At 59.5% G+C, this 20,327-nt stretch carries 16 protein-coding genes; 10 read left to right on the top strand and 6 right to left on the bottom strand.

Annotated features, from left to right (window positions below; translation table 11 throughout):
* Positions 1 to 271: 271 nt before the first annotated feature.
* From AWB64_RS14505 to AWB64_RS14515, 3 genes are all read left to right on the top strand, one after another.
* Positions 272 to 760: a GNAT family N-acetyltransferase gene (locus AWB64_RS14505; protein ID WP_060856112.1), complete on the top strand. Its 489-nt coding sequence runs from the start codon at positions 272 to 274 to the stop codon at positions 758 to 760.
* A gap of 356 nt (positions 761 to 1,116) precedes the next feature.
* Positions 1,117 to 2,310, top strand: coding sequence for a hypothetical protein (locus AWB64_RS14510; protein WP_060856113.1), 1,194 nt, complete (start codon positions 1,117 to 1,119; stop codon positions 2,308 to 2,310).
* A 90-nt stretch (positions 2,311 to 2,400) separates the two neighbouring features.
* Positions 2,401 to 3,096, top strand: coding sequence for a DUF2968 domain-containing protein (locus tag AWB64_RS14515; RefSeq protein ID WP_082850489.1), 696 nt, complete (start codon positions 2,401 to 2,403; stop codon positions 3,094 to 3,096).
* 87 nt (positions 3,097 to 3,183) lie between these two features.
* Here the strand turns inward: AWB64_RS14515 and AWB64_RS14520 are convergent, their stop codons facing one another.
* From AWB64_RS14520 to AWB64_RS14540, 5 genes are all read right to left on the bottom strand, one after another.
* Positions 3,184 to 4,680 (bottom strand): gamma-glutamyl-gamma-aminobutyrate hydrolase family protein, encoded by a 1,497-nt coding sequence (locus AWB64_RS14520; RefSeq protein WP_060856115.1) that lies wholly within the window; start codon positions 4,678 to 4,680, stop codon positions 3,184 to 3,186.
* Between the two features lie 121 nt (positions 4,681 to 4,801).
* Positions 4,802 to 6,559, bottom strand: a complete 1,758-nt coding sequence (locus AWB64_RS14525; RefSeq protein WP_060856116.1) for a cation:proton antiporter — start codon at positions 6,557 to 6,559, stop codon at positions 4,802 to 4,804.
* A gap of 225 nt (positions 6,560 to 6,784) precedes the next feature.
* Complete coding sequence (locus AWB64_RS14530; protein ID WP_056355876.1) at positions 6,785 to 7,123, bottom strand: P-II family nitrogen regulator; 339 nt, start codon at positions 7,121 to 7,123, stop codon at positions 6,785 to 6,787.
* Positions 7,124 to 7,316: 193 nt separating this feature from the next.
* Positions 7,317 to 9,368 carry an NAD(+) synthase gene (locus AWB64_RS14535; RefSeq protein WP_060856164.1) on the bottom strand — a complete coding sequence of 684 codons (2,052 nt, stop codon included), beginning with the start codon at positions 9,366 to 9,368 and terminating at the stop codon, positions 7,317 to 7,319.
* A 173-nt stretch (positions 9,369 to 9,541) separates the two neighbouring features.
* Positions 9,542 to 10,681 (bottom strand): GNAT family N-acetyltransferase, encoded by a 1,140-nt coding sequence (locus tag AWB64_RS14540; RefSeq protein WP_060856117.1) that lies wholly within the window; start codon positions 10,679 to 10,681, stop codon positions 9,542 to 9,544.
* Between the two features lie 156 nt (positions 10,682 to 10,837).
* Here AWB64_RS14540 and AWB64_RS14545 point away from each other — a divergent pair, with 156 nt between their 5' ends.
* Positions 10,838 to 11,149, top strand: a complete 312-nt coding sequence (locus tag AWB64_RS14545; protein WP_060856165.1) for a GIY-YIG nuclease family protein — start codon at positions 10,838 to 10,840, stop codon at positions 11,147 to 11,149.
* 70 nt (positions 11,150 to 11,219) lie between these two features.
* On the opposite strand, the gene ppa is transcribed toward AWB64_RS14545, so the two are convergent.
* On the bottom strand, positions 11,220 to 11,747 hold the full coding sequence (gene ppa, locus AWB64_RS14550; RefSeq protein WP_060856118.1) for an inorganic diphosphatase: 528 nt from the start codon (positions 11,745 to 11,747) through the stop codon (positions 11,220 to 11,222).
* A 314-nt stretch (positions 11,748 to 12,061) separates the two neighbouring features.
* On the opposite strand from ppa, the gene AWB64_RS14555 reads away from it, so the two are divergent.
* From AWB64_RS14555 to urtC, 6 genes are all read left to right on the top strand, one after another.
* On the top strand, positions 12,062 to 13,501 hold the full coding sequence (locus AWB64_RS14555; protein ID WP_060856119.1) for an aldehyde dehydrogenase family protein: 1,440 nt from the start codon (positions 12,062 to 12,064) through the stop codon (positions 13,499 to 13,501).
* A gap of 21 nt (positions 13,502 to 13,522) precedes the next feature.
* The gene (locus AWB64_RS14560; protein ID WP_060856120.1) at positions 13,523 to 14,281 is read left to right on the top strand and encodes an SDR family oxidoreductase; all 759 of its coding nucleotides are present in this window, start codon (positions 13,523 to 13,525) and stop codon (positions 14,279 to 14,281) included.
* Positions 14,282 to 14,408: 127 nt separating this feature from the next.
* Complete coding sequence (locus AWB64_RS14565) at positions 14,409 to 15,728, top strand: MFS transporter (RefSeq protein WP_060856121.1); 1,320 nt, start codon at positions 14,409 to 14,411, stop codon at positions 15,726 to 15,728.
* 357 nt (positions 15,729 to 16,085) lie between these two features.
* On the top strand, positions 16,086 to 17,387 hold the full coding sequence (gene urtA, locus AWB64_RS14570; protein ID WP_060856122.1) for an urea ABC transporter substrate-binding protein: 1,302 nt from the start codon (positions 16,086 to 16,088) through the stop codon (positions 17,385 to 17,387).
* A 113-nt stretch (positions 17,388 to 17,500) separates the two neighbouring features.
* Entirely contained in the window at positions 17,501 to 19,120 is a 1,620-nt protein-coding gene (gene urtB, locus AWB64_RS14575; RefSeq protein ID WP_060856123.1) for an urea ABC transporter permease subunit UrtB, read from the top strand.
* A gap of 1 nt (position 19,121) precedes the next feature.
* Entirely contained in the window at positions 19,122 to 20,312 is a 1,191-nt protein-coding gene (gene urtC / locus AWB64_RS14580; protein WP_060856124.1) for an urea ABC transporter permease subunit UrtC, read from the top strand.
* The last annotated feature ends 15 nt before the right edge of the window (positions 20,313 to 20,327 follow it).

Below are 20,327 nucleotides of genomic sequence, written 5' to 3' on the forward strand. Positions count from 1 at the left end.
GCGGTGCAAAATGCCAAGAGCCTAGCTACGCTTCGTTGCTCGAGAAGAGACGAAACGCCTCGAAACCGCTACAAAAACGCACAAGAAGCTAATTTATCAGGGTTAACCAGTACATTTACCTAAACACCACAAGTGTCAATGTTACAGGGCGAATGTGAAACGCGCCCGCGCCGTACTCGCGTATTTGCACTTAAAATTTCTTAAATTTGCCTTACATATACATATAAATCAGCCTTCAAAATATGTTTCGCAAACGGGGTTCGTTTTGCGAATGGCGACATCCAACGACTCCGCGCTTATCGCGAGCATGCATGCGCGGAGTTGGGCAGCGGCATATCGCGGCATCCTGCCGGACACATTTCTCGACAAAGAATTGGCCGATGACCGGGCGGCGCACTGGAACACACGCTTCAACGAACTCGCCGGCGGTGCGGGCGAGGTTTTTATCGCTGTCGTCAATGATCAGCCAGCAGGGTTCGTATGCGTGATCGCCCCCGACGAAACGGGCAGCGTGCTCGTTGACAATCTGCACGCCATGCCCGAAGCCAGAGGCACAGGATTGGGCACCGCGATGCTCGCGACCGCATCGCAATGGGCTGCGGATCGTGGCGCGAAGAACATGCATCTATATGTGCTTGAACCGAATGTTGCGGCAATCGGCTTCTATGAATCGCACGGATGGCGTTTGGCGGGCCGTGAAGATGACACGATGGGCGGCATAGATATCATCGCGTTGCGCTATACCCTGCCGATCGGCTGATGCCTCGGCGTTTGCTTTGCCTTCGTGCAATCGCTGGCGTAATCTCGTTCAACGCCTCTTGCTGGATGCATGACAACGTATCCGGCACAGATTGGCCTGTCTCGCTGAAACGTACGTCGCGTCCGTATCCAATCAGCGTTTTTTTCACTCCGAGCGCCATCGAATGATGGAACTAAGAAGGTTCTGAGCGACGCGCCAAGCTGGCGCTGGGTATGATCGAGGGCTGTTCTGTGGCGGGTCCGGCAAGGTGAAGTATCTGGCACCTTCGTAGCAACATCCGGACGATGCCCACACGGCTGCCCCGCTTGTTAATTCGTTGAGCAGTCCTGACGCCCGCTTTCGGATATGAGAAAAAGATGAATGCTCCTCTGGTCGTTGTACAAGGCGATCTGCTTCTGCCAACCCTGTACCCGCTCGCCGGTATGCCTAACGCCGTGTATGGCGAAGAGTGGACGCTGACTCGCGCGCGTCCGGCTTTAACCGAATATGAAATTCCGTTTTACGCGGCGCGATTTCTCACGGCTTATGTCAGTCCGCTGTCTCTTCCCAACGAGCATTTTCCATACACGCCAGCGAGTCTGTGGGGCAAGTTCAAACGCAACGATGAAATCGCACAGATCGAGCAGAATCCTCTCGCCGATTCCGTTCATGCGTCTCCTTCAGTCGAGGAACCGGCGCAGTTCGAGTTCGAACCGTTCACCGCGCCTGTCGATCATCCGGTACGGAAACAGCCTGCAAATGATCGTCACAAAATGGCGGCCGGAGGTGCAATTGCACTGGCGTGCGCTGCGTTTATTGCATGGGCACTGTTCGGGACTCGAATTGGTCATCAGAGTCCGGAAGTAAAGCCAGCGACGGTTGCGTTGAATGCAACGCCCGTAGCGAAGCCCATGGCCGACGCGACGATTGGTCATGCTTCGCCTGTCGTGCCCCCTGTTTCCATGTCTGCAGCTTTGGACAGTTCCGCTTCCGTCGCGACATCTGCCAAGCCTTCGACCGTCGTGGTTGCGGCTTTACCTGCATTGCAGACACCTTCCGCGACAACTGTTGCAAAGCCAGCGGCCGTCATTGCCGGCGCAACCGCCAAATCATCCGTACACACAAGCGAAGTCGCCAGCGACAACGCGAAAACCACCGCCAAGGCAACGGCGGAATGGGCGAAGGTTCGCGTCAAAGGCAAGCGTCCGGCAGCAGTCGTCCGCGAAGCGAGAAACTACGAAGTCGTGCAACGGCGCCACGGTCATGAATATAGAGGCACGCCGGTTTATCGCAGCAGTGGATACGACACGCCGCTTGCGTCGCCAAGCCGTCGCACCTATGCACACGATGACATGCGCACGAGCTCAACGGGTTCGTCGCTCAGCGTGGCCGAGATGTACAGCATGCTCGCGCACTCGGCTGTCCTCGACGACAACAGCGGCGCCACTCGCCAGACGGTTCGCGCAACTTCCGTTGCCACGCCGCGCGCAGGTTCCGGCGATTCATCGAACTGGAGTTCCGACCTGAGCCAACGCCGTGTCACCGACGCGGGATCGCAATTCGCCAAGTAACCAGACGGTATCGTGGCGAAAGGCACGGCACGCGTTTCTAACGCGCCGCGCCTGGCACCGGACCCTCACCTAATTTAGAAGCCCCGCACCATGAAGTCCTGCTCCATCTCCACCGTTCTACAAGCGTTGTTCGTTGTTGCCATCGGGTTCGGCTCGACCGTCGCGAATGCTTATCAGCCCGTGGGCACACTGCTCTCGGCAACGGGTCTTGCAGACCCTGTGCGTCCCGTACCCGCCTATGGATCAATGGACGATTTCCAGGACGGCACGTCCAGCGGACAGGCTACGGGGAATGTATCGGAGCTCAGGCAGATGGTCCAGGCGAAGAAGCTCACCGAGTTGCGTGTCACGTATAACGGCAACTATGGCGCTGCGCTCTTTTTCTATCCGCAGGAGATGGTGTATTACGTTGCGTTGTTTCAGGACAAGAATTTCTGGCGCGTGGTGAAGTCCCAGGACAATGTGCACGCGGAAACGGTCTACGCGCAATTTGCGAGAAAGAGTTACGCGCTCGCCGAGGGCGAAATCCAGCGCACGCAACTGCAGGCACAAAAGGCGCTGCTGGAGCGTGTGATCGCGGTATCGAACGATCGGGCGCAACGGCTCACGGCCGACCTTTCCATTGCCCGAGCGCAGGAAAGTGAAGTATCACAACGTCAGCAGCAAATGCAGGCAGAATCCATGGCGTTGCAGAACGACAAGTCCAACGCCGAGCGTCGTTTGCGCGCGCTCCAGCAGCAGGTCCAGCAGCTTCAGGAACAAAGCGAAGCGGGGATCGCGCAGTAACTCTTTCACAACAGCACAAAGGCCGCTTCAACTGACGTTGAAGCGGCCTTTATGGTTATGGTTGCTGCGGTTTTTGCAGAAGCTCGCCTAGAACCGCGTTTCACGCGCCACGCGCAGGAACGTATCGAGCAGCGGCGTGCAATCCAGCAGTTCATCCCCGCCCGCGCGATGAAACTCCGGGTGCCATTGCACACCCATCACGAACGGCGCGCGCCGGTAACGCACTGCCTCGATAATCCCGTCCGCCGCCGATACCGCCTCGATGTTCAGATCGCGGCCAATCGTCTTGACCGCCTGGTGGTGGATCGAATTGACGAGCGCTTCGCGATGACCGGGAAACATGTTGACGAGCGTGGAGCCATCGGGGAAACGAATCGGATGACGATGCTGGTCGTATTGCTCATTGACGTGGATGCCGGCCGTCGGGACATCTGTGGCAATGTCCTGATACAGCGTGCCGCCGAACGCCACATTGATCAACTGGCAGCCTCGGCACACGCCCAGCACAGGCTTTCCCGATTCGATGAACTCATGCAGCAGTTCCAGTTCGTACATATCGCGAACACGGTCGCCGGGCCATTCGTGGCGCGTCGCCGCTTCCGTGTAGGACTGCGGCGAAACATCCGCGCCGCCTTGAAGCAAGAGGCCATCAAGATGCTTCGCGTAATCACGCAACCGGATATTGCTCGGATGCAGCATGCCCTGATGACCGACCGTGGGAATCATGAATACAAGCACGTCACGCGACATCACCCAATGCGCGATGGACTCTTCGAGATATTGCAGCGTCTTCCCGCGCAATCCTTTCGCGCCCGGCTCCGGATGAAAAATGCGCGCGGATACGCCAATTCTGAGCGTCCGTTGCGTGATGCGCTGCCCCGCGCGGTCGAATATCTGCCGGGCGCGCGCCTTGATCACGCGGCCGAACACCGACCATGCGGAATCGCTCTGGCGCAGATAAGCAGGCGGCGCTTGCGTGCCGGAGGGCGCTTCCGGTGGTATGGGCGGAGGATGAAACGTGCCGAAATCAGGCGCGGCCGTGAATTCGGGAGGCAGTGCGCTCGTGCGCGCCCGTACCGTTTCCGCATCGATTTCCGCCTTTGTTTCAGCGGTTTCCGCAGCCTGCGCTTCAGTCGCGATTTCAACCTCTTCCGCGAGACTCGCTTCGGCTTCGGTTGCCGACTCGATTTCTTTCGCCAAGCCTGCTTTCAAGTGAAGGGGCGAATTCGGAGCAGCCGGTTTTTCGATGCCCGCCTTCGCGCCGCCCGTGCGCGCCGCGCTTTCTTGCGCAGACGTGGCGGCCGCAGCCGCTTTGCGGGCTTCGGCTGCATCTTCACGCTGGGCTTTGGCTGTATCGACAGGTTCTACCGTTGATGCGCTCGACGGCGCATCTGTCGATGCACGCTCCGCCGCGCTCGCCGCCGGGCCAGGCTGTGCGGCCGCGGGGACATGGGTGACTTTCTGAGATGACGCGGATGGGACTGCCGGATCAGGATTGGGAATCTGCGGATTTGAGTCCGTGGACGCCACGGCAGGAATTGCGGTGTCGGGCGTACCCGAATTTGACGACTTGTTTTCGCTCATTCCGATAGAGGCGCTGTGCGCTTTAAGAATGGTCAGAGTTCAATTATCCGCCTCTGGTCCGGGAGCGGCAAACCATCAAACAATTGGTCACATTATCGGAGGAAACAAACATTTCGTGCCGTTAATGATCGCGGGGCTCTTCAAAAGTTTCTCGGAGTGCGATCTGCATGGTCGCGTGGATTTTCACGCACCAGCGCCACAGCACACTCAGCAAAAGCGCCGCGCAAATCAGGACAGCGATCATCAGCCCAAACGGAGGAAGAATGCCGCCCGACAGCACGGTGACCAGCAAGAAGACGCCGAACATGGCAAGGATCGGGATCAGGCCGGAGATGGCGGAACGCAACGCGCTAGTGAAGCGGCCCGCCTTCGCGGGTTGCACGCTCACCTCGGCGAGCATCAACGCAAGCGACTGCAGCTTGCGATAGACCGCGACGAGAAACGGCATCGACACCAGCAACGCCGCGCTCCAGATGGCCACGCGCTGCGCGTCGTTGGTGGGCAGCCAGCGGGCAAGATATCCGGTGGCGATGGGCGCCGAATACGAAGCGGCGAGAAAAATGGCGGCAACCAGCGCAAGATTGACTGCGATCTGCACCACGATGCGCCGGGTCATGCTGAAGAGCGTTGGGCCGCCGGTGTCGGGCGACAGGCTCCCGAGCCATTGCGAATAGAGTCCGAAGGTATTGGCGACCGGAACCGGCATGGAACCGGCAATGCGCCGGGTGATTGGATCGGCAGCCTTGATCAGATATGGCGTGAACAAGGTCGTCAACGCGGAAACCGCAACCGCGATCGGATACAGGAAGCTGCTGGTCACTTTCAGCGACACCCCCAGCGAAGCAATGATGAATGAGAACTCGCCGATCTGCGCAACGCTCATGCCGACGCGCATCGACGTGCGCCCATCCCTACCGGCGAGAAACGTCCCGAGCCCGCATGACACAATCTTGCCCAGCACGACCGCGATGGTGATGACCGTAATCGGCCACCAGTAATCCACAAGGACGGTCGGATTCAGCATCAGCCCGATGGTCACGAAAAAGATGGCGGAGAACATGTCGCGAACCGGCGCAATCAGATGCTCGATACGCTGCAGATTCCGCGATTCGGCCATGATCGCGCCGATCAGAAACGCCCCGAGCGCGATGCTGTAGTCGAGCTTAACCACCAACAGACAGAAGCCGAAACAGAAGCCAAGGACGGTGACGAGCAGCATTTCGTCGCTCTTGGCTTTCGCCACATAGTCGAGCGCACGCGGCACGATCAGGATGCCGACGACCATCGACACAGTCATGAACAGCAGCAGTTTGCCCAGCGTGACAAACGCCACGCCCGCCGACACCGAGCCCGTTTGTGCGATGCCCGAAAGCAGTACGAGCATGGCGATCGCGAGAATATCCTCCACGATCAGAATGCCGAAGATCAGTTGCGCGAACGGCTCGCCCTTCATGCCGAGCTCGGAAAGCGCCTTGACGATAATGGTCGTGGAAGAAATGGCGAGCATGGCGCCGAGGAACAGCGAATCCATCGCGTTCCAGCCGAACCATTGCCCGATCTCATAGCCGATCCAGATCATCAGCACGATCTCGGACGCCGCCGCCACGAAAGCCGTTGCACCAACCTTGAACAGCTTTTTCAGACTGAATTCCAATCCGAGGGAAAACATCAGGAAGACCACGCCGAGTTCGCCGAGTGTCTGGATGGTGGCTTCGTCGTGGATAAGCTGGAAAGGCGGCGTATAGGGACCAATGATCACGCCCGCCACGATATATCCCAATACGACCGGCTGCTTCAGGCGATGAAAGAGCACGGTGACCACGCCCGCAATCGCCATGATTACCGCCAGATCCTGAATGAAGCCAATCGCGTGATGCATCCGCAAACCCTTACAAAAAGCACACAAGGATGCTGATAGTACCGCAACAAGTTTTTACATTGATGACCGGGACGTTCAGAACAGGGACAAATGACATACGCCATCGGACTGGGCCGACGACGATTTAAATGACAAGAACGACCGCTGGCCGAGCCTTGGAGATTTTGAAGACTTGAAGCGAATACGGCCTGAAGCTGTGTCAGGCCGCCCTTGCACGAAGTCCGCTCAGACGGCGGCTTCGTCTTCCTCGCCGGTACGAATGCGGATCACGCGCTCGACGTCGGTCACAAAGATCTTGCCGTCGCCAATCTTGCCGGTCCGCGCTGCGCCAATGATGGCGTCGATAACCTGATCCGTCTGCGCGTCCGCCACCACGACTTCAATCTTGACCTTGGGCAGAAAGTCGACGACATACTCCGCCCCGCGATATAGCTCGGTATGGCCTTTCTGCCGGCCGAAGCCCTTGACCTCGGTGACGGTCAACCCGGTAAGACCGGCGGTGGCCAGCGCTTCACGTACTTCGTCCAGCTTGAACGGCTTGATGACTGCGGTAATGCGTTTCATGGCGCGCCTCGTTAAATGATGTCGCCACATAGATGGCGAATGGTGCGGATGGGTAATTAACGAACTACAAATCGATGCTTTGATTCTAGCTGCGTTTTCGCGGTCCACAGCAAGCATCTCGCATTAACGTACCGATCCCACGCCAAAAGCCATCGATATTCGCGGATTTACGCGCAAATATGGTGCAAACGCCTCACTCCGCAGGAATGTTCTTCAAATCGTTCATCCAGACGATGGATTCCGAATCGCTCGGCGCGCGCCAATCTCCGCGCGGTGAAAGCGAGCCGCCCGTGCCTACCTTTGGCGCATTTGGAATGCATGAGCGTTTGAACTGGCTGGTCCTGAAGAACCGGTCAAGGAAGATACCAAGATTGCGTTTCAGGTCCGCTAACTCGTACTGGTTTCTCGCAACGTGCGCGCCTTCCGGCCACTCGCCGGCGTCGCGATCTTTCCAGGCCGTGTACGCGAGGAACGCCACCTTGGAGGGCGCGAAGCCGAAGCGCAGCGTGTAATAAAGGTTGAAGTCCTGCAACTCATATGGGCCGATCACGCTCTCGGTCTTCTGCTCGGGAGCGCCATTCGCCTTGCCTGGAACGAGTTCGGGGCTGATGTCGGTATTCAGGATGTTGATCAGGACGTCCGAGCCCGAATTGCCGATCTGTCCCGTCTCCGCGACCCAACGGACCAGATGCGTAATCAGTGTTTTCGGAACGCTGGCGTTCACGTTGTAGTGCGACATGTGATCGCCCACGCCATAGGTGCACCATCCAAGCGCAAGTTCGCTCAGGTCGCCCGTGCCGATCACAATGCCGCCCTTGAAATTCGCGAGCCGGAACAGATGATTTGTGCGCTCGCCTGCCTGCACGTTCTCGAACGTGATGTCGTAGTCTTCCTTGCCGGACGCATAGGGATGACCCAGGTCCTTCAGCATCTGCTCGCAGCTCGGCCTGATATCGATCTCGCTTGCAGAACAGCCAACCACTTCCATCAGTTGCCGCGCCTGGGACAGCGTCCGGTCGCTGGTCGCGAAACCGGGCATGGTCACGCCGAGAATATTCGTGCGCGGCAGCTTCAGACGGTCCATTGCCTTGGCGCAGACAAGCAGCGCATGCGTTGAATCCAGTCCTCCCGAGATGCCGATCACCACCTTCGAAATACCGCTTGCCGACAAACGCTGCACGAGCGCCTGCACCTGGATGTTGTAAACCTCGTTGCAGCGCTCGTCGCGGCGCTTCGGATCCGATGGCACGTACGGGAACCGCTCCACGGCGCGATCGAGCGGCAATACGCGGCCGAGCGGAAGCTCCAGAGCGAACCGGATGGTCTCGAACGCGGAGACTTCGTCGGCGTGCCGGCGTACCGACTGGCCGAACGTGGTCTGGCGCATGCGCTCGCGCGAGAGCCGCTCAAGATCGACATCGGCGAAAACGAGGTGCGACGTGTCCAGGAAGCGCTCGGATTCGGCGAGCAACTCGCCGTTTTCGTAGATGATCGCCTGGCCGTCCCATGCCAGATCGGTTGTCGACTCGCCCCTTCCCGCCGAAGTGTACAAATAGGCGGACAGGCATCGGGCGGATTGCTGCGACACCAGTTGATGCCGATAACCCGCCTTGCCCACCACCACGTTCGAGGCCGACAGATTCACCAATACCGTTGCGCCCGCGAGCGCCGCAAAGGACGACGGAGGAATGGGCACCCAGACGTCCTCGCAGATTTCCACATGAAAACGCAGCAGCGGCAAATCGGCGATTTCGAACAGCAGCGACGAACCGAACGGCACGTCCGAGCCCAGCAGATTCACCCGATCAACCTGCGCGTTCTCGGCCGCGCTGAACTGCCGCGCTTCATAGAACTCGCCGTAGTTCGGCAGATAGCTCTTCGGCACGACGCCCTGAATCCGGCCGCTCGCGACCACGACGGCGCAGTTGAAAAGCGTGTGCTCCACGCGCAACGGCATGCCGACGATCATTGCAATCGACACGCTTTTCGATGCCGCCACCACCGTTGCCAGCGCTTCCTCGCAAGCGTCGAGCAAAGCGCGCTGATGGAACAGGTCGTCACAGGAATAGGCCGAGATACCGAGTTCCGGGAATGCCACGAGAACGGCGCCATTCGCCGCCGCCTGCTTCGCCAGTTCAATGGTTTCAGCCGCGTTGAACGCCGGATCGGCGACTTTGCAGCGCGGCACGCCCACTGCCACGCGCGCGAAATCGTGACTATAAAGATTGAAGAATCGGTTTTTCATCTTGAGCTTGTCCATACGATGCCCCGTATTCGGGGTCCTGTTCCGGCGCATGACGGGTTGAGAACTACGGTTGAGAAACGAAAGCATTTCGACATGATGATAAGTCGAGTTGCCATTTCCAGGCACGTATTACCATCGACGTTGGCCATTCGGCCAGGTTTTCAGCAAAAACGTCAAACCTTTTTGCGGAATGGCGTGTGCGCTTCGAGCTCTTGAATATGCTGGTCCATTGCGGCCGTTTCTTCATCGAGGAACTCGCTGATCGCATGCGCGAATCGCGGGTCCGCAACCCAGTGCGCGGACCATGTCGGCGTGGGCAGCATGCCGCGCGACATCTTGTGCACGCCCTGCGCGCCGCCTTCGAAGCGCGCAAGTCCATGCACGATGCAATATTCAATGCCCTGCATGTAGCAGGTCTCGAAATGCAGCCCCGAGACAAACTCTTTCGTGCCCCAGTAACGGCCGAACATCACGTCGCCGCCGATCATGTTCAGCGCGCACGCGAGCCGCTTGCCATCGGCTTCGGCGATCACGAGCAGCATGCTTTCGGGCGCGGCTGCGTGGATCTGGCCGAAGAATTCGCGCGACAGATATGGCGGATTCCAGTGCTCGCGATACGTGTTTTCATAGCACGCGTAGAAGAAATCGAGCGCGTCAGTATCGATTTGCGCACCGCGCAGCCAGGTGTAGCTCACGCCGGCATCGGTTACGCGGCGGCGGTCCTGTTTCACCTTTTTGCGCTTGTCGTGGCTCATGGTGGCGAGAAACGCGTCAAAGCTTTCGTATCCGCCGGCTGCGTTTTCCCAGTGGAACTGCACGCCTTCGCGCAGCATGTAACCGGCTTCCGTCAGCGCTTCGAGATCCTGCTCCTGCGGAAAAAGCACGTGCAACGACGACAGTTCCAACTGCTTTGACAACTCTATCGCCCCGCGGGCCAGCATCACGCGCTCCGCGTGCGTGCCGGCGATCAGGCGGGGCCCGGTCACAGGCGAAAACGGCACCGCCGATAACCCTTTCGGATAGTACGGAATGCCGTTGCGCTCGAAGGCGTCGGCCCAGGCGTGATCGAACACGTATTCGCCGCGCGAGTGTTTCTTGAGATAAAGCGGCATGACGCCGGCAAGCTGGCCGTCGCGTTTGAGCAGCAGGAAATGGGGACGCCAGCCGGTTCGAGCCACCGCGCAGCCCGTATCCTGCAACGCGGAGAGGAATTCGTGACGGACGAACGGGTTGTCGCCGGCGAGACGGTTCCATTCGTCAGGGCTCACGGTATCGAGCGAATCGACCACATGTATTTCGACCGTGCGGTTCAACGGGCTTACCTCGCTTCGAGCTTGTTCATGGCTGCTGCCGTGCGCCTGGTGCGGCGCGGAACGGTTATTCTCGCCGAAGTCGCAGGTTTTTGTCGGAGCGGGGTGTGTGCGGGCTTGAGGGATAATGCGCGGCATCCGGTTTTCATCTTCTGCCTCATGCCCTGGTTCCTGTACCTCATCGAATGCGCCGACGGAAGTCTCTACACCGGGATTGCTACGGATGTCGATGCGCGGTTCGCCAAGCACCTGAGCGGCGATGGCGCGAGATATACGCGCTCGCGCAAGCCCGTGGCCGTGCGGGCTTCGTTTGAGTTGAGCGGCCGCGCAGAGGCATCGCGGGCGGAATATTGGGTGAAACGGCTGAAGGTGGCGCGCAAATGGGCGTTGGTGGCGGGTGAACTGGCGCTGTCGGAAGTTATGCCGGCAGAAGACATTGAGGATGAAGGCGCCCAGCAGGTCGATACATAAAAAAACCGCCCGGTCCTGCCATCAGGCAGGACCGGGCGGGTCTACTGTATTTCGAAAGTTAGCGGCTGAATTACTTCTTGAAGTTAGCCACGCCTTCGGTAATTTCCTTGTGGGCTGCTTCCACGCCCTGCCAGCCTTCGACCTTTACCCACTTGCCTTTCTCGAGCGCCTTGTATTGCTCGAAGAAATGCTTGATCTGGTCCTTCAGGTATTCCGGCACGTCATCGACTGTTTTCATGTGCGCCGTCATTGGGCAGATCTTGTCGTGGGCAACGGCAACCAGCTTCGCGTCCACGCCGGACTCATCCGTCATCTGCAACATGCCCAAGGCACGCGCGCGGACCACGGAACCTGCCAGCAGCGGGAACGGCGTGATTACCAGCACGTCGACCGGATCGCCGTCGCCCGAAAGCGTCTGCGGAATGAAACCGTAATTGGCGGGATACCGCATGCCCGTGCCGATGAAACGGTCAACCACGAGCAGGCCCATGTCCTTGTCCGCCTCGTACTTCACCGGATCGCTTTGCGCCGGGATCTCGATGATCACGTTGAAGTCCTGCGGAAGATCCTTGCCTGCGGGTACGTTGTTAAAGCTCATATGCACTCTCTTCGAAGTGGAAATTCAGGGTCGGGAGATAGGCGAATTCGACGAATCCGGTACACGCCAAAGCGGCGATTTACTGCGTCGCGGCGTTACACGTGAAGCGTCACCGTTCAGCCACGGCGCGATTTTCATGCCGCTTGCGCGCCCATCACGCCGCGTATTTGCGTCATTATAGCCAATCGAAGCGCGCACTCCGGTGGCTGCGGACGGCCGGGAAAACAGCGCAAATCACGCTGGAAATATCGCGCGCGGGCGGCAAACCAGCCGCATGCGTCCATTCAACCAATCGACGAAAACAGGAGACAGGCATGGAAGAGGCAAAGCATTTCATTGGCAACAAGTGGGCCGCGGCGGCAAGCAATGAGACGATTTCCGTCCTCGATCCGTCCGACGGCCAGGTCTTCGCGCAGCTCGCCCGCGGCAACGCGGCGGATATCGATCGCGCGGTCCAGTCGGCGCGGCGCGCCTATGAAGGCGCCTGGGGCAATGCGAGCGCGGCGGAGCGCGGCCGCGTGCTGTATCGGCTCTCGATGATCATTGCCGCCCATCAGGACGAACTCGCGCATCTCGAAGCACGGGATACCGGCAAGCCGCTCAAGCAGGCGCATGCCGATGCCGCCGGTATCGCGCGGTATTTCGAGTTCTATGCGGGCGCTGCCGACAAGCTCCACGGCGAAACCCTGCCCTATCAGCACGGCTTTACCGTACTGACCATTCGCGAACCGCACGGCGTGACCGGGCATATCGTGCCGTGGAACTATCCGCTGCAGATCTTCGGGCGCAGCGTTGCCGCCGCGCTCGCGGCGGGCAACGCGTGCGTGGTGAAACCGGCGGAAGACGCGTGTTTGTCCATATTGCGCATAGCCGAACTGGCCGCCGAGGCGGGTTTGCCGGAAGGCGCGCTGAACATTGTCACCGGTTACGGATATGAAGCCGGCGCCGCGCTCGCGCGTCATCCGGGCATCGATCACATTTCGTTCACCGGCTCGCCCGCCACCGGCGCGGCAGTCGTCAAGATGGCCGCCGATAACCACGTGCCCGTCACGCTGGAACTCGGCGGCAAGTCGCCGCAAATCGTCTTCGCCGATGCCGACTTCGACGCCGCCCTGCCCATCCTTGTCTCGGCGATCGTGCAGAACGCGGGGCAAACCTGCTCGGCGGGCAGCCGCGTGCTGATAGAACGAGCCGCTTACGAGCCGCTGCTGGATCGCTTGAGCGAGGCGTTCAGCGCGTTGAAGGTCGGGCCGAGCACGCTCGATCTCGATTGCGGCCCGCTCATCAGCGCAAAGCAGCAGCAGCGCGTGTGGGATTTTCTCTCCGATGCCCAGCACGATGGCATTGCAATGGCCGCGCACGGCGAAGTGGTTGCCGAAGCGCCGGAAGCGGGGTTTTACCAGGCGCCGACGCTTCTGCGCGATGTGCCACCGTCTCACCGGCTGGCGCGAGAAGAGGTATTCGGTCCGGTCCTGTGCGCCATGCCGTTCGACGACGAAACCGATGCCCTGAAACTCGCCAACGGTACGGACTTCGGGCTGGTCGCGGGCATCTGGACACGCGATGGCGGAAGGCAAATGCGCATTGCGCGCAAGGTGCGCTCGGGGCAAGTGTTCATCAATAACTATGGCGCGGGCGGCGGTATCGAATTGCCGTTTGGCGGAGTCAAGCATTCGGGGCACGGCCGCGAGAAAGGCTTCGAGGCGCTGTATGGATTCACGGTGCTTAAAACCATCGCCATCAAACACGGTTGAATAATCAAACCAGGAGACGACATGAGACTGCAAGGCAAGACGGCAATTGTGACGGGCGGCGGATCGGGATTCGGCGAAGGCATTGCGAAGACGTTTGCGCGCGAGGGCGCGAATGTCGTGGTGAACGACCTCAACGGGGCATCGGCGGAACGGGTCGCGAGCGAGATTGCGGTGAATGGCGGCAAGGCGATTGCCGTTGCCGGCGATGTGACGAAACAAGCCGACTGGAAGACGCTTTTCGATGCCGCCATTGAAGACTTCGGCAGCGTTCAGGTCGTGGTGAACAACGCGGGCACGACGCACAGGAACAAGCCGGTGATGGAAGTCACAGAAGCCGAATTCGACCGCGTCTACGCGGTGAACGTGAAAAGCATCTATCACAGCGTGACGCAATTCGTGCCCTATTTCCGCTCGGTTGGCGGCGGGGCGTTCATCAATGTGGCATCGACGGCGGGCGTGCGGCCGCGGCCCGGATTGGTCTGGTACAACGGCAGCAAGGCGGCGGTGATCATTGCGAGCAAGGCGCTGGCGGTCGAACTCGGACCCGACCGGATCCGCGTGAATTGCATCAACCCGGTGATGGGCGAAACCGGCTTGCTGTCCGAGTTCATGGGCATGGAAGATACGCCCGCGAACCGTCAGAAGTTCCTGGCGACGATTCCGCTGGGACGCCTCTCCACGCCGCAGGACATTGCGAACGCGGCGTTGTATCTCGCCTCCGATGACGCCGAGTTCATTACCGGCGTGGCGCTCGAAGTCGACGGCGGACGCTGCGTCTGAACTCTCGGGGAAAGCCTCTGGCGGATGCTTGGCGCTTGGTGTTTTCCCCATATAAAACAGACGCTTGCAGGCGATGCCTAACGACTAGAATCGTTACTCCCACCGATAAAAATATTCAGGAGACAGCATGGCCAGTACCGCGGATGAGTTTCACCGGCCGGGCGCGGGCGCGCCGCTTTCAGCGTTCGAAGCCGCAACGTACAAGAAAGTCGCGTGGCGGCTCTCGCCGTTGTTGCTGCTTTGCTATGTCGTCGCGTATCTGGATCGCGTGAATGTGGGCTTCGCCAAGTTGCAGATGTCCACCGACCTTGGCCTGAGCGACGCCGTTTATGGCTTCGGCGCGGGCATCTTTTTCTTCGGCTATTTCATCTTCGAGATTCCGAGCAACATCATCCTTCATAAGGTCGGCGCGCGGGTCTGGATTGCGCGGATCATGATTACGTGGGGCATCATCTCGGCGCTCACCATGTTCATCACCACGCCCACCATGTTCTACGTGATGCGCTTTTTATTGGGCGTGGCCGAAGCCGGATTTTTCCCCGGCATCATCTTGTATCTCACGTACTGGTTTCCGGCGGAACGGCGCGGGCGCATGACGACGTTGTTCATGACCGCGATCGCCGTGTCGGGGCTGATCGGCGGACCGGTGTCGGGCTGGATCATGAAGAGCTTCGATGGCGTCAACGGCTGGCATTCATGGCAATGGCTGTTCTTGCTCGAAGGGCTTCCTTCGATCGTGGTCGGGATTCTGGTGTTTATCTTCATGGACGACCGGATCGCCAAGGCGAAGTGGCTGACAGCCGAAGAGCGTGAACTGCTGGAGAGGAACATCGCGAAGGACAACGTCGAGAAAGTCGATATGCCCGTGCGCGAGGTGCTGAAAAATGGCCGCGTATGGTCGATGAGCCTGACGTATTTTTCCTTCGTGATGGGCTTGTATGGCGTGAGCTTCTGGCTGCCAACGATCATCAAGGCGACCGGGGTGACGGATGCGCTGAATATCGGGTTGTTATCGGCGATTCCGTTTGGCGCGGCGGTGATCGGGATGCTGCTGGTCGCGCGCAGTGCGGACAAGCGGGGCGAACGGCGGTGGCATATTGCTGTTCCGGCTGCGGTCGGCGCGTTGGGGTTGGTGCTGTCGGTCGTGTGGTCGACGAATACGCCCTTGGCAATGCTCGGCCTTACTTTGGCGACAATGGGCATTCTCACGACGCTGCCGCTGTTCTGGAGTTTGCCTACAGCCATGCTGGCGGGCACCGGCGCTGCTGCGGGAATCGCGATGATCAATTCGCTTGGGAATTTGGCGGGATTTCTGAGCCCTTATCTCGTTGGATGGTTGAAACAGGTGACCGCGTCCAACGCCAGCGGCATGTATATGCTCGCGGCGTTTATGGTTTTGGGCGGATTGCTCGCGTTGAGCGTGCCTAAGCGGGTAGTGAATCGTTAAGCGCTGCCTTGCTCGTCACCGGACCCGGGCATCCGGTGACGGCGTGGACAGTAATTGCTCGTCTTGCCTTATCGAGACCGTCTGGCTCATCAACCGTTGCAATAGCGCTGCGCGCTCCACCTCTAAGCCTCCCGCACCGCCATAAGGCGCTCTCCCTGCCCACGCACCAAAATCATGCATCCGACGAATTCCGTCGATGCGCATCATCGCCCCGCAGCATCTGAAACCCCCGCCCATCCAGCATTCCGCTCCAATTGGCATACCCCTTGCAGTACCTCCTTAACTGACTCTCCGTCAGCGATATCAAAAACCACCAGACACCCGCTTTAAAACAAACATATCGGCAAGGGGAAATACATGAAACGACGCAGTCTTCTGAAGTTCGGCTCCATGTCGGGTGCACTCGCCATTGCGGGACAATTGCCTATTACCAAAGCGCAAGCCGCCGATACCGGACCGATTAAAGTCGGCGTTCTCCATTCACTCTCGGGCACGATGGCGATTTCGGAAACATCGCTGAAAGACACTGCGCTAATGACCATCGCCCAGATCAATGCAAGCGGTGGCGTGCTGGGGCGTCAACTTGAACCGGTCGTCGTGGACCCGGCATCGAACTGGCCGCTCTTCGCCGAAAAAGCCCGCCAACTGATCTCGCAAGACAAGGTGGCCGTGACGTTCGGCTGCTGGACTTCCGTGTCGCGTAAATCGGTGCTGCCCGTGTTCGAGGAACTCAACGGCCTGCTCTTCTACCCGGTGCAGTACGAGGGCGAAGAGATGTCGAAGAACGTGTTCTACACAGGCGCCGCGCCGAATCAGCAAGCCATCCCCGCAACCGAATATCTGATGAGCAAGGAAGGCGGCGGCGCGAAGCGCTTCTTCCTGCTCGGCACCGACTATGTGTATCCACGCACGACAAACAAGATCCTGCGGGCATTCCTGCACTCGAAGGGCGTGAAGGACGACGACATTCAAGAGGTCTACACACCGTTTGGCCACGCCGACTATCAGACCATCGTTGCGAACATCAAGACGTTTTCCCAAGGCGGCAAGACCTGCGTGATCTCCACGGTTAACGGCGACTCGAACGTGCCGTTCTATAAGGAACTGGGCAATCAGGGATTGAAGGCGACCGATGTGCCGGTCGTGGCGTTCTCGGTGGGTGAAGAGGAACTGCGCGGCATCGATACAAAACCGCTCGTCGGCAATCTGGCCGCGTGGAATTACTTCATGTCGCTGAAGAACCCGGAGAACACGAAGTTCAAGGCCATGTTCGCCGACTGGGTGAAGAAGAACAACCTGCCGGGCGGCACGAAGCGCGTGACGAACGACCCAATGGAAGCAACCTTCGTCGGCATCCATATGTGGAAGCAGGCGGTTGAAAAAGCGAAGAGCGTCGATGTCGATAAAGTGCGCGTGGCCATGGTCGGCCAGAAGTTCGCGGCGCCGTCGGGCTTCACGCTCGAGATGGACGGCAACCACCACTTGCACAAGCCGGTGATGATCGGCGAGGTGCGTGCGGACGGCCAGTTCAACGTCGTGTGGCGCACGAAGACCGCGATCCGCGCGCAGCCGTGGAGCCCGTACATTCCGGGCAACGAAGGCAAGCCGGATGTCGTCAGCTCGATTCCCGAGTTCCTGCGCCGCCGCCGCGTTGCTTAAGGTTTCATAGTGTTTCACAAGCTTCACTAAGTATTCAGTCGAAGACCGGACCGCCGCGCTCGAAGTACAACTACAAGAGCGGCGGTTCGTATGTTCTACCTGACAGGCCATTCATGACTGATTCGATTCTTCGCTTCGCTCGCCGTGGCCTCTGCGCAATCCTGATTGCCTGCATGCCGCTTGCCGCGTTCGCGGCACTCACAACCGATGACCTCGCGCCGCTCGCCGCCGACGATTTCGACGCCAAATCCGCTGCCATCGACAAACTGATCGCCAACGCCGACGCGCCCTCTATCGCTGTTTTGAACGCGCTCGCCGACAGTTCCCTGGTCGCCACCGACGCTGGCCGTGTCCTCATCCAGACCGATGACGGCAACAAGGACCCGCTGACCAGCAAGACCGTTGAAGCGCCCGACGCACAACCGGTCACGCTGAACAACCTGCTGCGCTCGAAGGTATCGGGCGCGTTGTCGGGCTTGCAACTGGCGTCGCCGGATATTGAAAAGCGGCGCGCCGCAATCGATGAATTGCTGAAGAACGCCGATCCGTCGATCAAACCGCTCGTCGACAAAGCCCGCGCGAAAGAGACCGACCCGACGCTGAAAAAGCGCCTCGATACGCTTTGGGCAACAACCGCCCTTCACGACACCGACGCCAACAAGCGCCTCGAAGCCGTGCAACTGGTTGCCGCGCGTCACGACCTCGACATGAATGAACTGCTGCGTCCGATCGTGGTGAAGAACGCCGACGGCACGTTCGCCGAACCCGACGCGCGCGTGCGTGCGGCGGCGCAAGCGGGCATAGAAGAACTCGACTCCATTCAGCGACGCGGCCAGATTGCCGGCACGATCTTCGCGGGTTTATCGCTCGGCAGCGTGTTGTTGCTGGCCGCGCTTGGGCTTGCGATCACGTATGGTTTGATCGGCGTGATCAACATGGCGCACGGTGAATTCCTGATGATCGGCGCATATGCCACGTACGTTGTCCAGAACCTCGTGCAGCATTACGCGCCCGCTGCGTTCAACTGGTATCCGCTATTTGCCGTACCCGTTTCATTCGCGGCGGCGGCGGTGGTTGGCATTGTGCTGGAAAGGCTTGTGTTGAAACATCTCTACGGGCGTCCGCTCGAAACGCTGCTGACCACGTTCGGCATCAGCCTGATTCTCATACAGGCAACGCGCACTATCTTCGGCGCGCAGAACGTGCAAGTGACCAATCCATCGTGGATGAGCGGCGGCGTGTCCGTCATGCAGAACCTGATCCTGCCTTATAACCGCCTGACGATTCTCGGCTTCTCGCTCGTTGTCGTGCTGCTAGCGTGGGTCGTACTGACGAAAACGCGGCTTGGCCTCTTCGTTCGCGCCGTCACGCAGAACCGTCGGATGGCGGCCTGCGTGGGCGTGAAAACGGCGCGCGTCGATTCGTATGCGTTCGCTTTTGGCGCGGGGATCGCAGGACTGGGTGGTTGTGCGTTGTCGCAGATCGGCAATATCGGGCCGGACCTGGGGCAGAGCTACATCATCGATTCGTTCATGACGGTGGTGCTTGGCGGCGTCGGACAACTGGCGGGCACGGTGATCGGCGGATTCGGGCTCGGGCTTGTCAGCAAGACAATCGAGCCGTTCTGGGGCGCGGTGCTCGCGAAGATCGCGGTGCTCGTGCTGATCGTGCTGTTCATCCAGAAGCGTCCGCAAGGCATGTTTGCCCTGAAGGGCCGAAGCGCGGAGGCTTGAGATGAATACACCCAACGTCTCCGCGAATCTCGACGTCGCGCCTCAACCGGACGAGCAGGCGAAGCGCGAAGGTTTCGCGCTCGGCCTGCCGCCGCGCGCCGCGCTCTTGCCACGCAGCGGCTGGATTGCGCTGATCGCGTTCATCATTGCGATGGGAATCTGCGTACCGGTCGCCGCTTTAGTGCTGCCGGAATCGAGCGCTTTCCATCTCAGCGCCTATTCGATGACGCTCGTCGGCAAGCTGATGTGCTATGCAATCGGCGCGTTGGCGCTTGATCTCGTCTGGGGATACTGTGGCATCTTGAGCCTGGGTCATGCGCTGTTTTTTGCGCTCGGCGGATACGCAATGGGCATGTACCTGATGCGCTCCATCGGCCGCGAGGGAAATTATCAAAGCGACCTGCCCGACTTCATGGTGTTCCTCGACTGGCACAAGCTGCCGTGGTATTGGCAAGGCACGGAACATCTCTGGTATGCATTGTTGCTGGTGATCGTGGTGCCGGGCGTGCTGGCGTGGGTGTTCGGCTTCTTCACGTTCCGGTCGCGCGTGAAAGGCGTGTACCTCTCGATCATCACGCAAGCCATGACGTTCGCCGCCATGCTGCTGTTCTATCGCAACGAAACGGGCTTCGGCGGCAACAACGGTTTTACGGACTTCAAGCGCATCGCGGGCTTTCCGATCACCGCGGCCAGCACACGAACCGTGTTGTTCCTGATGACGCTTGGCGTGCTGATCCTTGCGTTCATCGCGGCGCGGGCGATCGTCACGTCGAAGCTCGGACGCGTCGTGACCGGTGTGCGCGATGGCGAAGCGCGGCTGATGTTCCTCGGCTACAGCCCGCTTGCCTACAAGCTCTTTATCTGGACCGTCTCGGCCGTGTTGTGCGGCATCGCGGGCGCGTTGTATGTGCCGCAAGTCGGGATCATCAACCCGAACGAAATGTCGCCGGGGAACTCCATCGAAATGGCGATCTGGGTGGCGGTCGGCGGACGTGGAACGTTGATTGGGCCGATCATCGGCGCGTTTGCTGTGAATGGCGCAAAGAGCTTTTTCACGGCGAATTTCCCCGAATACTGGCTGTTCTTTCTCGGCCTGATCTTCACGCTCGTGCCCTTGCTGCTGCCAGGCGGAATCATGGGTCTCATCGACATGGCGATGCGCAAGAAGAAAGCCGGAGGGCATTCACATTGATCACCTCACCTAATG

The sequence above is a fragment of the Caballeronia sordidicola genome, from assembly GCF_001544455.2.
Taxonomy (GTDB): domain Bacteria; phylum Pseudomonadota; class Gammaproteobacteria; order Burkholderiales; family Burkholderiaceae; genus Caballeronia; species Caballeronia sordidicola.

Excerpts from the sequence above, each read along its gene's own strand:
- AWB64_RS14505 (WP_060856112.1), top strand. The coding sequence starts at position 272 with ATGGCGACATCCAACGACTCCGCGCTTATCGCGAGCATGCATGCGCGG.
- AWB64_RS14510 (WP_060856113.1), top strand. The coding sequence starts at position 1,117 with ATGAATGCTCCTCTGGTCGTTGTACAAGGCGATCTGCTTCTGCCAACC.
- AWB64_RS14515 (WP_082850489.1), top strand. The coding sequence starts at position 2,401 with ATGAAGTCCTGCTCCATCTCCACCGTTCTACAAGCGTTGTTCGTTGTT.
- AWB64_RS14520 (WP_060856115.1), bottom strand. The coding sequence starts at position 4,680 with ATGAGCGAAAACAAGTCGTCAAATTCGGGTACGCCCGACACCGCAATT.
- AWB64_RS14525 (WP_060856116.1), bottom strand. The coding sequence starts at position 6,559 with ATGCATCACGCGATTGGCTTCATTCAGGATCTGGCGGTAATCATGGCG.
- AWB64_RS14530 (WP_056355876.1), bottom strand. The coding sequence starts at position 7,123 with ATGAAACGCATTACCGCAGTCATCAAGCCGTTCAAGCTGGACGAAGTA.
- AWB64_RS14535 (WP_060856164.1), bottom strand. The coding sequence starts at position 9,368 with ATGAAAAACCGATTCTTCAATCTTTATAGTCACGATTTCGCGCGCGTG.
- AWB64_RS14545 (WP_060856165.1), top strand. The coding sequence starts at position 10,838 with ATGCCCTGGTTCCTGTACCTCATCGAATGCGCCGACGGAAGTCTCTAC.
- ppa (WP_060856118.1), bottom strand. The coding sequence starts at position 11,747 with ATGAGCTTTAACAACGTACCCGCAGGCAAGGATCTTCCGCAGGACTTC.
- AWB64_RS14555 (WP_060856119.1), top strand. The coding sequence starts at position 12,062 with ATGGAAGAGGCAAAGCATTTCATTGGCAACAAGTGGGCCGCGGCGGCA.
- AWB64_RS14560 (WP_060856120.1), top strand. The coding sequence starts at position 13,523 with ATGAGACTGCAAGGCAAGACGGCAATTGTGACGGGCGGCGGATCGGGA.
- AWB64_RS14565 (WP_060856121.1), top strand. The coding sequence starts at position 14,409 with ATGGCCAGTACCGCGGATGAGTTTCACCGGCCGGGCGCGGGCGCGCCG.
- urtA (WP_060856122.1), top strand. The coding sequence starts at position 16,086 with ATGAAACGACGCAGTCTTCTGAAGTTCGGCTCCATGTCGGGTGCACTC.
- urtB (WP_060856123.1), top strand. The coding sequence starts at position 17,501 with ATGACTGATTCGATTCTTCGCTTCGCTCGCCGTGGCCTCTGCGCAATC.
- urtC (WP_060856124.1), top strand. The coding sequence starts at position 19,122 with ATGAATACACCCAACGTCTCCGCGAATCTCGACGTCGCGCCTCAACCG.